Origin of the sequence: Flaviflexus sp. (assembly GCF_052087705.1) — a bacterium.
In the GTDB taxonomy this organism is placed as follows: Bacteria; Actinomycetota; Actinomycetes; order Actinomycetales; family Actinomycetaceae; genus Flaviflexus; species Flaviflexus ciconiae.
Genome location: NZ_JBQCYC010000010.1, coordinates 39,031 through 52,107, shown reverse-complemented (window position 1 = coordinate 52,107; position 13,077 = coordinate 39,031). Strand labels below are relative to the sequence as shown.

Annotated in this window: 10 protein-coding genes; 9 read left to right on the top strand and 1 reads right to left on the bottom strand. The window is 60.9% G+C overall.

Annotated features, from left to right (window positions below; translation table 11 throughout):
- The first annotated feature begins 154 nt into the window (after positions 1–154).
- A complete protein-coding gene (locus tag ACTHUY_RS06930) occupies positions 155–1,564 on the top strand; it encodes an MFS transporter (RefSeq protein ID WP_441675288.1) in 1,410 nt (469 codons plus the stop codon).
- 52 nt (positions 1,565–1,616) lie between these two features.
- On the opposite strand, the gene ACTHUY_RS06925 is transcribed toward ACTHUY_RS06930, so the two are convergent.
- Complete coding sequence (locus tag ACTHUY_RS06925; protein WP_441654765.1) at positions 1,617–2,708, bottom strand: DUF3866 family protein; 1,092 nt, start codon at positions 2,706–2,708, stop codon at positions 1,617–1,619.
- A gap of 36 nt (positions 2,709–2,744) precedes the next feature.
- On the opposite strand from ACTHUY_RS06925, the gene ACTHUY_RS06920 reads away from it, so the two are divergent.
- From ACTHUY_RS06920 to ACTHUY_RS06885, 8 genes are all read left to right on the top strand, one after another.
- A complete protein-coding gene (locus ACTHUY_RS06920; RefSeq protein WP_441654757.1) occupies positions 2,745–3,671 on the top strand; it encodes a helix-turn-helix transcriptional regulator in 927 nt (308 codons plus the stop codon).
- Positions 3,668–4,645, top strand: a complete 978-nt coding sequence (locus ACTHUY_RS06915; RefSeq protein ID WP_441654756.1) for a helix-turn-helix transcriptional regulator — start codon at positions 3,668–3,670, stop codon at positions 4,643–4,645. Before ACTHUY_RS06920 ends, ACTHUY_RS06915 begins: the two co-directional genes overlap by 4 nt.
- Positions 4,642–4,929, top strand: a complete 288-nt coding sequence (locus ACTHUY_RS06910; RefSeq protein ID WP_441675293.1) for a hypothetical protein — start codon at positions 4,642–4,644, stop codon at positions 4,927–4,929. The genes ACTHUY_RS06915 and ACTHUY_RS06910 overlap by 4 nt, the downstream gene beginning before the upstream one ends.
- 40 nt (positions 4,930–4,969) lie before the next feature.
- On the top strand, positions 4,970–5,233 hold the full coding sequence (tatA, locus tag ACTHUY_RS06905; RefSeq protein ID WP_441654754.1) for a twin-arginine translocase TatA/TatE family subunit: 264 nt from the start codon (positions 4,970–4,972) through the stop codon (positions 5,231–5,233).
- Positions 5,230–6,054, top strand: a complete 825-nt coding sequence (gene tatC, locus ACTHUY_RS06900) for a twin-arginine translocase subunit TatC (protein ID WP_441678230.1) — start codon at positions 5,230–5,232, stop codon at positions 6,052–6,054. The genes tatA and tatC overlap by 4 nt, the downstream gene beginning before the upstream one ends.
- Positions 6,039–6,941 (top strand): diacylglycerol/lipid kinase family protein, encoded by a 903-nt coding sequence (locus ACTHUY_RS06895; RefSeq protein ID WP_441675297.1) that lies wholly within the window; start codon positions 6,039–6,041, stop codon positions 6,939–6,941. The genes tatC and ACTHUY_RS06895 overlap by 16 nt, the downstream gene beginning before the upstream one ends.
- Before the next feature lie 9 nt (positions 6,942–6,950).
- Positions 6,951–9,566, top strand: coding sequence for a DEAD/DEAH box helicase (locus tag ACTHUY_RS06890; RefSeq protein WP_441675299.1), 2,616 nt, complete (start codon positions 6,951–6,953; stop codon positions 9,564–9,566).
- Between the two features lie 481 nt (positions 9,567–10,047).
- Entirely contained in the window at positions 10,048–12,777 is a 2,730-nt protein-coding gene (locus ACTHUY_RS06885) for a metallophosphoesterase family protein (protein WP_441675301.1), read from the top strand.
- The last annotated feature ends 300 nt before the right edge of the window (positions 12,778–13,077 follow it).

Here is a 13,077-nt window from a genome sequence, read left to right as displayed (position 1 = left end):
GGTGTGGCTCAACGGCTGCTTGTGACGGGAACGTCGAACAGATTTTTACAATACGTCCACCTTTTCGCACACTATTGCTAACGAAAAGCGGCTGATCTGCGTTCTCGGATTGGCAGAGATTGCCCGGTCACTGTCCTATAGTCAACGGGTGAATATGACCGAGAGAATCTATTCGTTCCTCATGGATAGGAACAACGATGCAGAGGACGAGCTTCCCGAGGCGGTACGTCAGAACGTGCCCCGGAACGGCCTGCGCCAGGTTCTCGGTAACTCTCTTCAGTCATCCGGCGACCAGATCGTCAACGCTTCAACCGTTCTGCCGTGGCTGTTCTCAGTGCTCGGGGTACCGGCTGCCCTCACTGGTTTCCTCGTTCCCGTACGGGAATCCGGGTCAATGCTCCCGCAAGCATTCCTCACTCCTCTCGTTCTTAAGGTCACCTACCGCAAGTGGGTTTTTGTCACCGGGGCGCTTGTCCAGGCCCTATCCGTGATGGGAATGGCCGGGACAGCGGCACTCGCCGAGGGCATGACCGCGGGTGTCCTGGTCCTCCTGTTCCTCGTCGCGTTCTCCCTCGGCCGTTGCCTGTGCTCGATCTCCTCGAAGGACATTCAGGGCAGGACGATACCAAAGGGCGAGCGCGGACAAATCAATGGCCTGGCAACCATGGCCTCGGGTCTCGTTGCCATCACCCTCGGCGTGGCAATCCGGATCATCGGCGGCGGGGATCTTTCGGCCTCCCAGCTGGTGTGGCTACTCGTCGGTGGTGGGATCCTCTGGTTTCTTGTGGCGCTGGTTTATGCGGGAATCAGGGAGCCCGCCACCGAGAAGACCACCAAACCCTCGAAGACCGAATCTGATTCTTCGACAAACAAGTCGGGCAACACAAACAATCCCGGCAACACCAGCAAGCCAGACGACACAGACGCCGCTAAGAAGGACTCCGAGCGTAACTGGTTGCGTCAGGTGGTCCACCTGCTTCGCTCCGACAAGCCTTTCCGCACCTTCGTCATTGCCCGTAGCCTCTTGCTTGTCTCGGCACTGACGCCACCTTTTATCGTCACCATGTCGATCCAGTCGGGAACAAGTGCCCTCGCCGGCCTCGGTGGTTTCGTCATTGCCTCCGGGGTGGCGAACCTTGTTGGTGGCAGGATCTTCGGTCGCGCTGCAGACAGGTCAAGCAGGGACCTCATGAGCTTCGGCGCTGCGCTTGCCTCCACCATCATTATCCTGACAATCCTCGCTCTGACCATCTTCGATATCTCCGGTGAATCCTGGATTGGCGCAACCATCTTTATCGCCAGCTACTTCCTGCTCCGGCTCACTCACACGGGTGTGCGGGTTGCTCGAAAGACGTACCTGGTGGATATGGCGGAGGGTGATCTTCGGACCACCTACACGGCTGTCTCGAACTCGGCGATGGGAATCATTCTTCTCCTCGTCGGCGGCGTGAGTTCCGCCCTCGCCATCGCCCACATCAACTGGGCGCTCGGCTTCCTAGCAGTCATGGGAATCTTAGGAATCTTCGCGGGCAGGAAGCTACCCGACGTCTCACGTCAGGACTGAAATACTCAGCCCAGAGCCGCTATCGTCACACGAGCAAATATCTCCGCGGGAGTTACTCGGTGTTGGAGTTCTTCTTCGCGAGCACGATGTCGGCGGCGAGCACCCCGCCTGCGCCGGCGAAGGCGAACGAGGCATAGTCTTCATCGAGTCCTCGTCCCATGGTCCGCAATGGAACCGGGGATTGTTCGAGGGCTTTCCGAATGCCTGTCACCTTGGTGAGGGTGAGTCTGCCGGTGGCTTCCAGCAGTGGATAGCTCTTTTCGATGCTGGCACGTGTTTCGTCGTCGATGGCTTCGCGGGTCGTGGGAACGAGAGCCGGCGTGAGTGCCACTTTCGTGTAGGCCGTGAGCGAGTGGTGCGAGATGCCCCGGTGCCGTGGCCTCGCATCGGCCCCCGAGACTCGCAGGGTGGCGATTGCCGTGCCGTCGAGGGCATTGATGGCGTTAATCGCTTCGCCGACAGCGGTTCCGGAGAATCCCCATGGTGTGCCCGTGCCGATGTTGCCGGGGCCCTGGACGATGATGGCGAGATCTGCTCCGACAACGTGCTTGGCGGTGAGTAGCGCCGTGTGAACGTTCACGGCCTCGTACTTACCGCCGAAGGACTGGCCTGCCGTGATGGTTTCAATGTGCCCACGGTCGACGAGGCTGGCAGCCGTCCGTGAGAAGGCCAGTGGGAGTGCCGCCGTGTCGGTGTGAATGTAGGCGATGGTGAGTTCGGGGGAGCGGTGCCGCGCCGCGGCGACTATTGCGGGTAGCGCCGAGTGCAGATCGGCGACAACGCACGGCATGCCTTCCACGCTCTGTGCGTCGCAGAGGGTGTGATGATGGGGTGATTCCTGCTCGTCGACTCCGAGGACCATCGTCTGCTGGGGCGTGTAGCGAGCTTTCACCATGTGTCCCGGGCCCGTGCGCGGGGGCGGGAGCCGATCGAGCGGCGCCACGACGAACAGATATCCGCCTGTTCCCAGGTCCCTGTCGACCGCGGTTGAGGAGAGAAGGACTCGTGCACCAACGGCAATTTCTCCGACGAGGTCGGGGTAGGCGAGGGCGCGCATTCGCTCGCCGTCACAGTCGACCCACCATTCGGCCGCCCCATGCCAGGAGCGGCCAGGTTCAACAACAGTTCCTTCACGCCAGGTCATCACCGAACAAGCCTAACCTGGGATAGTGTTGTGAACGTGACGAAGACACGTACATACGATCCGGGTAAGCGCATGTTTGTGCTTCTCGCTCATCTTGTTGACCGTCCACGCCTGCGGTCGGAGCTATACGAGCTGGGCTACGAGAAGTCGGGTGCTGACCGGGCGAAGGCTTTGAACAGGGATATCACGAAACTCAGGGAGTTCGGCTATCCGATTACTCACGACGAGGGCGAAGACAATGATCCGCTGTACTCGTTGGACCGCGACGGGCTCATTGGCGTTGATTTGAGCTCGGCCGATCTTACGTTGCTACGTCTTGCTGCTCAGTCGCTGACCGGTAAGGACGAGCTACACAAGGTTGCGCGCCGCACCGTTCAGAAGCTCCTCGGCGGAGCCTTCGTGACCGACGATCAGGCAACCGTCCGGATCACGTTGCCGGAAATGGGATACCTGTTCGACATTGTCGAAGCCATGGACCGCAGGGCCCCTATCGTCATCGAATACGAGAACCCGCGCACCCCGGAGCGCCGCTTCTACATAATCGAAGTAACCGGCGTGTGGGAAACCCTCGGCTCCTTCTACTGCAAGGGAAACCGGGTAGCGGTTGGTCCCACTCGGGGTGACATGACCGAGTGCGAGCCGGTTGAACGCAACTTTCGGTTCTCCCGAATCAAGAACGTCGAGGCGCTTGAGTCCACCGGTTACGAGGCCAATCCTCAGCTTAAACGAGCCTTCGATCCGGTCGACACCTCAATATTCCTCGCACCCGAGGCAGGTAATCACCTGCGGGACAAGAAGCGGGAGCGTGGCACCGACGGCAACGGGTGGACCGAGTATGCGTTTGAGAACGCCAACTGGCCACGCCTGCTCGACCAGCTCGCAGTAATCGGAACGGGTGCCCGGTCAACCAATCCTGATTACCGGGAACGCCTCGAACATATTGCGGGTTTGGGGGAGTCATGAGGAAACCAGACGTCGTCCTGTTAACGGCAATCACGACTTTTATCGCTAACCGGGGTGAGACCACCCCGGGGGAGATCGCCGAGGTCTTCGACATCAAAGTTGATGAAGCCATCGAGGCGATCAAGATCATTAACCTAACCGAGGTAACGGACCGCGCCGGCAGGTATTTCCTCGATTTCCATGTCGACGCGAAGGAAACCGAAGACGGCACGGATGTCATTTATTCGGCCGATGATCGGATCACTTACTTCCCCACGGACTATGACGATCCCCGGGTCTATCTGACGCTGGGGGAGTCCGCCGTATCGATTGAGATGATCGACCAGCTGCTCAAGCTGTCGGCGCAGGGATCCGAGTCTGCGCAGTCGCTTCTGTCGGTGCGGGAGAAGATCCGGCAAGCTGTCGGCGGTTCGATTGGTGCCGAGCCGCCCACGCCAAGGGGTTCGGATCAGGTGCTGGAGACCGTATGGACATCGCTACGACACTCTCGCATGTTAGCTTTCGACTACCACGGTCCGGCGGAGTTCGGTGAGCGCGTGACGCAACGGTCGGTGATTCCCTGCGCCGTGGTGTCCGAGGCAGAAGGCTACCTCGCGGCCCTGCAGGGTAAGTCGCACGACTTGCGCTGGTTCCGCCTGGATCGGATGTCGCACGCTACTGTCGGTGAGGAGTTCACGCAGACGGACGCGAACCGGGCTCGGCGTAAGCTCCGGAACCACCCGGAGCTACACCCCACCGAGGGCGACGACGTCGTGTTTCGGGTGGAGCCGCAGGCTATTTGGTTCGCTGAGTCCACCCCGGGTGCGACCGTGACCGACAACGGCGACAGTATCGACATTACGTTCCGGGCGGTCTCGCCGACGTGGGTGCGGAACTCCGCCATCAAGGTCGGCACGGACCTCATCGATATCTTCCCCGCCGAGGTGAAGGACGAGGTTGTCAAGCAGGCTCGCCGGATTATGGAGGTCCAATGATCGCCTGGATTGTCGCAATTGCCCTGGTTCTGTTTGGACTAGGGTATGCCGGGTGGGCGACGTGGCGACTGTTCCGGCTCTACTGGGGCGGACTTGCCAAACTTGGCGAATCCGTTGGGGAAGCGGCCGAACGGATGAGCTCGGTGCGGGCCCCATTTATTCCGCAACGGCCGAAGGAAACACCGTTGGAGACCCGCGCCCGGATTGCGGGAGAACGAGAATGTGGGCGAGCACGCAGGCTGGCTGGGACCATTGGGCGATGGCGGGGAGATTTGTCCGTTTAGACTCGGGTTACAATGTAACTGTGAACACTAGGGAGCGCTCATGAACCTCAGCGGCTGGGAAATTATCATCATCCTACTCGTCCTCATCCTTGTCTTCGGTGCTGCAAAGCTTCCGACGATCGCATCGTCGGTCGGCAAGTCGATGAAGGTCTTCAAGAAGGAAGTGACGGAGCTTCGCGACGACACCGATCCAAATACCCCGCCCAAGCAGGCGGACCAGTCCGGATCGAATGTTCCGCAGTCAAGCTACGACGCAACCCCTCCCCAGGTCGGGGATAAGGGACAAGACCAGACCAAGCAGTGACTGAACGGATCACGAAACGCCGTGATCCGGAGGGACGGATGCCTCTCGCAGAGCATCTGCGAGAGCTCCGGAACCGGCTAATTTATGCCCTTATTGGCATTGCACTCGCCTCTGTGGTCGGGTGGTTTCTCTACGATCCGCTTGCGGCGATCATGGTGGAGCCCCTCGACGGGATCAACGAACGGGGCGGTCATGCCGAGCTGAACTTCGGTTCCGTCGGCGTCGGCTTCGAACTGCATTTGAAGATGGCGGCCTTTATCGGCCTCTTCATCTCTTCCCCATGGTGGATCCTTCAGGGCTGGCTCTTTATCGCCCCTGCACTGAAGCGCAAAGAGAAAATCATGGCGCTGAGCTTTACGGGCGTCGCTGCTCTTCTCTTCCTGACCGGCGGATTGCTTGGCTGGATGATCCTGCCGAGAGCTGTCGTGATTCTTACGGGCTTCGCGCCCGAGTTCGCGGTGAACCTGCTGGACGCGAGAATCTACTACCGGTTCTTTATGCAGATCATCGCCGCTTTCGGCGTCAGCTTCCTGCTACCCGTGGTCATGGTTGGCGTGAACTTCGTTGGTCTTATCAAGGGCACGAGCTACCTGAAGGGTTGGCGGTGGGCTGTCATTGGATGTGCGGTCTTCTCCGCACTCGTTAACCCGCTCCCTGACGCATGGTCGATGCTTGCCATTCTGCTTCCCATGCTTTTCTTCTACTTCATCGCTACCGGCCTGTGTATCCTTCACGATAGTCGCAAGGCTAAAAGGCGGTCCGCCGAACTCGGCGAGCTCCTGGGAGATGAGAGCGAAGGACAGGATTGGATTCAACCCTAGGTCTGGTTATTAGTCCCACGGCTGGAAGCGGCCGTGGGACTTCCGTTGGGAAGATCGTTCGTGACCGGCTGTTTGACGCCGGTCATCGTGTTATCCCGCTGGGCGCTCCAACAGTCGCAGAAACCCACGAACTTATTTCTTCCGCTGTATCCAGCGGTCAGATCGACGGCATCGTCACCCTGGGAGGTGACGGAACCGTTCACCTTGCCGTCCAGCATCTTGTCGGCACCGACCAATTTATCGGGCACGTGCCGTTTGGTACCGGTAATGACATTGCCCGCGACCTTGGCCTCACCACCCGGTGGGAGACCGGCCTCGGCATACTACTGGACGCGCTCGAAAGTCGTGAGCCCTCCGTCATTGATGCCCTCGAGATCACCGGATCCCACGGCACTTCCTACGGTCTTGCCGTCGTGTCCGCCGGTGTCGATGCCGTCGTCAACCAGGCTGCCAACACGTACACGCGGCCCCACGGACACGCCCGGTACCTGCGAGCAATTGTCTCGGAACTGCCCAAGTACAGTGCCCGCACCTACCGGATTGAAACAGACGGCAAAGTGGCCGCCGGAGAAGCGATCCTCGTCGCGATTGCCAACCTCACCTCGATCGGAGGCGGCCTCGCCATCTCACCCCGGTCCGTCTTCGATGACGGGATGCTCGACCTTATCGTGGCGAAGAAGCTCAGCCTTTCCGAGGTTGGCAGGATCTTCCCGAAACTCTACAAGGGCAAGCATCTTGAGGAAGACGTCGTTCATACGAAGCGAGTTTCCGAGGTGACTCTGTCCACTCTTGGCGAGGGCATTACCGCCATGGTTGACGGCGAAGAGATCGGGCCACTTCCGGTTACTGTGCGAGTACGTCCACGCGCATTGAGGTTCCTCCGCTAGCCTAGCCACGTGGGCATCTACCTCGACAACTATCGTGACGCTGCATTAGCTTCCGGAATCGAACTCGACGATTTCCAGATCGATGCGGCAAAAGCACTCGAGGAGGGCCGCGACGTTCTCCTCTGCGCACCCACGGGTGCAGGCAAGACAATGGTGGCGCTTTTCGCGGTTGAGCTGGCTTTTGCTTCCTCCACCACCTGCATATACACGACGCCCGTCAAGGCGCTTTCGAACCAAAAGTACCGGGAGCTAGCTTCCCGCTACGGCAGCGAATACGTGGGCCTCATGACCGGTGACGTCACGATCAACAGGAATGCCGACATTGTTGTCATGACAACCGAGGTGCTCCGCAATCTGCTGTATGCGGGGGAGGACATGACGAAGCTCGGCTACGTCATTCTCGACGAAGTCCACTACCTGGCTGACCCTGAGCGCGGGCCTACCTGGGAAGAGGTTATCCTCGAACTCGACCGCTCCGTCCGCATCGTCTCCCTCTCAGCGACCGTCGCAAACGCCGACGAGTTTCATGCCTGGCTGGAATCGGTACGCGGCAACACCACCCTGGTCCAAACATCTCACCGGCCCGTACCGCTCCTCCAGCAGGTTGTCGTCGGGAGGAAGCTCCACGACCTGTACGAAGGTGGCCCCTCCGCCACCCTCGGTGCCGGTAGAAACCCGAACTCGGGCGCTTTGCGCGCCATGGCTCGGGCTAAGCTTCCCGAGCGCCTCGGACCGGGCCAGCGGCAACGCCTCCTGAGGCTCATGGACGATCGGGAACTCCTACCCGCCATAGAGTTCATTTTCTCCCGCAAGGGCTGCGACAACGCCGTCCAGGACCTTGTCCGGGATGGCGTTGCGCTCACGAACAGGCACGAACGGAAACTCATTCACCAGGCCCTCGACCCGATCCGCGAAGAACTGTCCGAGGAGGACAAGGCCGTTCTGCGATTCCGGTCCTTTGAACGGGCCCTTGCCAACGGCTACGCCGCACACCACGCCGGCGTCTATCCGCCGTTCAAAGAACTCATTGAGAAGCTCATGCAGCGCGGCCTCATCAAGATCGTCTATGCCACGGGCACTCTTGCGCTCGGGATTAATATGCCGGTGCGGACAACCGTTGTTGAACAGCTGACGAAGTACAACGGTACGGAGTTCACGGACCTCACCGGTATTGAATACACCCAGCTGATTGGCAGGGCGGGCCGCCGCGGCAAGGACGACATCGGCCACACCCTCGTCTACGCCACCGCGGACATGGACCCCGATGTTCTGCTGTCACTTGGTGCGGGTGAACTTGAGCCTCTCATGTCGGCGTTCTTCCCGTCTTACAACACGGTTGTTAATGTTCTGTCCGAACACGACTATCAGAGTGCACGCGCGCTCCTGGCTCGTTCGTTCGCGCAGTTCCAGCGGAACCGCGAAGTCGCGAAACTTGAGGTGACCCGCGAGCGCGTCCGCCAAGCTCTGGACAAGGAGACCGCGGCACTCGAGGGGCTTTGCGAGCACGGGGACGTGGCCGAATATGCGCAGATCCGGTCCCGCGCTGGCCGAGCTTCGTCCGCCGCTCGCAAGAAAGCCAAGAAGGCCTACCGCCAGCGCGTCGCCGACTCCTTCGAGTGGGCCTACGGCGGTGAAGTCATTGCCTACGCTTACGGTACGTCCCTCGAGTACGCATACGTCACCCAGGTTGATGGCGACAGGCTCCGGGTGGCGACATGGATGGGGGACCTCGTGTGGCTCACCCCGGAGGCCGTTCGATCCGAGCTCCGTCACGTTGGTGACTGGGTGCTACCGGCAGGAATGAAGCTACGCGACCCGGAACATCGCGAGGTGCTTGGCGACCAGATCGTTGACATGGTGGAGGAACGCGTCGAAGTGGGTCTCGACGATGATCTGCTCCGTTCCTGGGACAGGGGAGCGGTTCGGGAAATCCCGGAACTGCTCGAGCATCCCGTCCACTCGTGCCCCGACCGTGACGAACATATTGAGGCGGCCACCGCCTACCTCTCCCTATCGGCAAGGCTGGAACAGCTTGCGGAGGTCTCGGAGTCCTACGACGACTCGGTTGGTGCCGAGTTTGACGCGACCTGCGATCTGCTTGCCGTTCTTGGGGTGCTGAGAGGCGAGCGCGGCGCCTACGAGCTCGGTGCGGGGGCGCGGCCGCTCCGTTCCCTTCATTCCAACGCTGACCTGCTGATCTATGAATGCTTGAAGGATGAGCACTTCGCAGGACTGTCTCCCGCCATGCTCGCCGGCATGCTCTCGCCCTTTGCCTTCAAGGACCGGCGCGGACGCCCCCGTCCACCGGCCGATCCACTCGCGTGGCGGGTGATTCGGCACAACCACGATTTCCTCACGGAACTGGAAGAACGATTTGGCCTCGACCGCCAACCCGAGCCGACACCGCACCCAACGAGCGCCGTGGTTGCCTGGGCCGAGGGGGCGACCCTTCAAACCTGCCTCAAGATGAGCCAGTACCTTCCCGGTGACTTCATTAACGGTCTGCGCCGCACCACCGATCTGCTGACGCAGGTCATGCACGCCGCGGAGGGCACGCCGACAGCCGATACTGCCGCGGCCGCGAGGCGCCTGCTCGAACGTCCGGGAGTCACGCAGGCCATCTAAGTCCCCGCAAAAGCACGCGGGACCACCGGGCCTAGCGGGCTCGATCAGGGTCTTCTACTGGGGTTCCCATGCGCCGATACGGCGGCGGTTCTGGCACCTTCGCTCACGTATTGGTGGGCATGCCGGAAGAAATCCGGATGTTCGGTTCATTTTCTTGGGCGGCACCCAAGTTATAAGTTCCAAGCCGCGCGCGGTGTTCTTCTCTCGCGCGTGGGCTTCGACAGGTTATGCGCAGGCGCGCATGAAGCCCACCAAGCTTGAAGAAAGCCGGGTAAAGCACGAACGTTCTCATGTCACTTACCGCCCGGTATGGCGACGTTATCGGGTTGTTGAACACTTTTCGTTGAGACAAGACATCGAACAGGTACCATCTGTTGGCCGTTCGTTCATGAGATCTTGGCAGTCTGGTTGGGCTCGGCTTCTAGCGTTGAAACGCAATTACTCTTCTGCAGAAAGCAAAGGCATGTCGAAGAGGAAGTTCGTGGCGTCCAGCGCCGCGGCGGCCCTCGCGGCCAGCATCATTGCCCTGACCGGACCGGCAGCTGTCGGTGCCCCCGTCGACGCGAAGGACAGCCTGGATTCGCCGGCTCTCGTGTCGACGAATGAGTCTCCGACGGTTGTCGATGGAGCAACGGTTCCCCTGGAAGCCCGCGACGGCTTCCGGGTCCTCCCGTACCTCCAGCGCCCCGCCTCGGACGAGATGACCATCAACTGGTTCTCGGAGACCGGCGGCACGTCGACCATCACCGTTAAGGGCCCGGGCCTTCCCGAGGCCGGTCTGACACTCGATGTCGAGGGCATTCAGAACCCCGTCAACAGCTACCAGGCTGGCGAGCTCAATGAGGGCGACCTGTCCCGCTCCACCGTTGGCGGCACCAACAAGAAGGGTGTTCTCCCGCAGGGCAGCTGGATTCGTGCGGACAACCCGTACAAGCACTCCGCTCACATTGAGGGACTCTCCCCGGACAGCACGTACAGGTACTCGGTGAATGAGGACGGCTACGTGCACGAGGCATCGTTCGATACCTTCCCGGTGTACGGCTCCGACCTGACCGAACCGATCCACATTATTGCGTACTCCGATACGGAGACGGACCAGATTGGTCGCGTCACCTACCGCGAATGGGTTGAGACCCGCACCCTCGCAGAGGGCTCCGAGGACCGCCCCGAGCAGGACTCCGCATGGGATGCGAAGTACGGTTCCGCAACCCGCGACGGCAACTGGGCAGTAAACTACCCGGTGACCGAGGATGAGGCGCAGCGCTTCAACAACGAGATCATTGCGCAGCAGGATCCCGATCTTCTTCTCATTGCAGGCGACCTCACGGAGCGTTCCTCCTGGCAGACTCACTGGGACGAGTGGTTCCGCTACTTCGCGGGTGACCAGGGTCAGCTCCTCGAGTCCGTTCCCTCCGTTACCTCGCTCGGTAATCACGAGGTTTACGGCTACTGTGCAAGTGCCGACGACTGCACGCCTGTCATGAGGGCGCGTGCCGCCTACAACCAGGCAATCGACACGCACGGCTCATCAAACGAGCATTCGCTCGACGCCTACCACCGTGTCGACTACGGCCCGGTCACCGTTATCTCGCTCGACTCGACGAACGGCACCGACCAGAACCCGAACGACGAGACCCGTCCGCCCCTGATGTCCGGTGACGACTCGGATATCACCCCCGAGCAGTACGGCACCGACACGCAGAATGCGTTCACCCGCGACCAGTACGAGCGGGACTTCCCGCTGGCGGTCGATGAAGGATGGTTCCCCGGCGTGAACCGCGAGGACCCGGTCGATCAGCCAAACTTCATGCCCGGTTCCGAGCAGTACGTTTGGCTCGAGGGCCAGCTGCAGGAGGCTCGTGCCAAGGGTCAGACCATCATCGTTCAGTACCACCACGTTGCCTACTCGAACGGCACCCATGGCACGACCATGAACCACGAGCAGGCCACCGATGCTCAGCCCGGTACCCCGATGAGGCACCTCCAGCCCATCTTCGAAGAGTACGACGTTGCCGCCGTGATCTCCGGTCATGACGAAATGTTCCAGTCCTCCTACGTTGATCTCGACGAGGATGGCGTTGGCGTCTACCACTGGGACGTCGGTGTTGCTTCCGACGGTCTGCGTGGCGATAAGCTCATTGCCGACCCGGAAGGTGGCGAGGAGCGTGTTCCGCTGAACTTCAACACGTCCTCCACCTGGATGGCTCAGGTTGATGAGCCGGAACTGTGGGAAACCAACGAGGCGGGCGTTAAGAAGCTGGTCTCCGGTGGTAAGCACTACGGTCACCTCGACATGATCATCGAGCCCTACACCGGCACCCCGCTCGACTCGGGCGAGACCCCGGCAGCAGAACTCATCATGACCCCGATCGCGCTCTTCCCGATTCTCGACGACAACCTGGACCTCACAACCGTTGAGCGTCGCGAAATGCTGTCCGGTCAGCAGTCTGTCTACCTTGACGCCGACGGCGTCCCCATGGAGGGTGAGCCCACCGAGGCTCCCGTCGAGCCGGATCCGCTTCCGGAAGGTAACGCCTTCGCTCTCGTCAACGACTGGGAGTCCACCACCCACGACGTAGCATTCGCCTACGGACGCATCGGCGACGAAGTTATCGTCGGCGACTGGGACGGTAACGGAACCGACACCCTCGGCGTTCGCCGCGGCCACACCTTCTACCTCACCAACACCCTCGAGGGCGGCATCGCCGACGTCGAGTTCAAGTACGGCCGCGAAGGTGACGAGGTTCTCGTCGGCGACTGGGACGGCAACGGAACCGACACCCTCGGCCTTCGCCGCGGCCACACCTTCTACCTGCACAACACCCTTGAAGGCGGCAACGCCGAGGTCGAATTCAAGTACGGCCGTGACGCCGATGAGATTCTCATTGGCGACTGGGATGGCGACGGGTCCGACACGATCGCTGTTCGCCGCGGGATCACGTTCTTCCCGAACAACGCCCTCCAGGGCGGCGACGCGGAGACCGAGTACCGCTACGGACGCGACGGTGACGAAGCCTTTGCCGGCGACTTCGACGGCGACGGAACCGACTCCGTCTCGCTGCGCCGCGGCAATGTCTTCTACCTCAACAACGCCCTTCATGGCGGCCCCGCCGAGACCAGCATTGCCTACGGCAAGGCCGATGACGTTCTGTTCATCGGTGACTGGGATGGCGACGGCACCGACACCCCCGGCGTGAACCGCCCGAGCTAAAGCTGACCGGGTCCACAACCGGCCCACGTCAGCTAACGCCCTCCGGCCCCGTCCTAATCGACCGGGGCCGGAGGCCTTTTCCAGGGCACCCAACCGGTTCTACGCACAGTTCAGGAACAACTCCTCCGAAGTTTTGTGGTGGAATGACATCCGTGCACACAGATAAGGAGTTTTGCTCGTTCACATCGCGAATTGTCGACCTCTGAGCACCGTGCTGATCGCCCTATCTTTCCCGCCAAAACCGATCGTTACCCGTGCTTTCACGACTCGCCGAAGATCGTCGGACACGCTGATCTTGGG

Coding starts and splice junctions, on each gene's coding strand:
- ACTHUY_RS06910 (WP_441675293.1), top strand. CDS start 4,642: ATGATCGCCTGGATTGTCGCAATTGCCCTGGTTCTGTTTGGACTAGGG.
- ACTHUY_RS06915 (WP_441654756.1), top strand. CDS start 3,668: ATGAGGAAACCAGACGTCGTCCTGTTAACGGCAATCACGACTTTTATC.
- tatA (WP_441654754.1), top strand. CDS start 4,970: ATGAACCTCAGCGGCTGGGAAATTATCATCATCCTACTCGTCCTCATC.
- ACTHUY_RS06930 (WP_441675288.1), top strand. CDS start 155: ATGACCGAGAGAATCTATTCGTTCCTCATGGATAGGAACAACGATGCA.
- ACTHUY_RS06925 (WP_441654765.1), bottom strand. CDS start 2,708: ATGACCTGGCGTGAAGGAACTGTTGTTGAACCTGGCCGCTCCTGGCAT.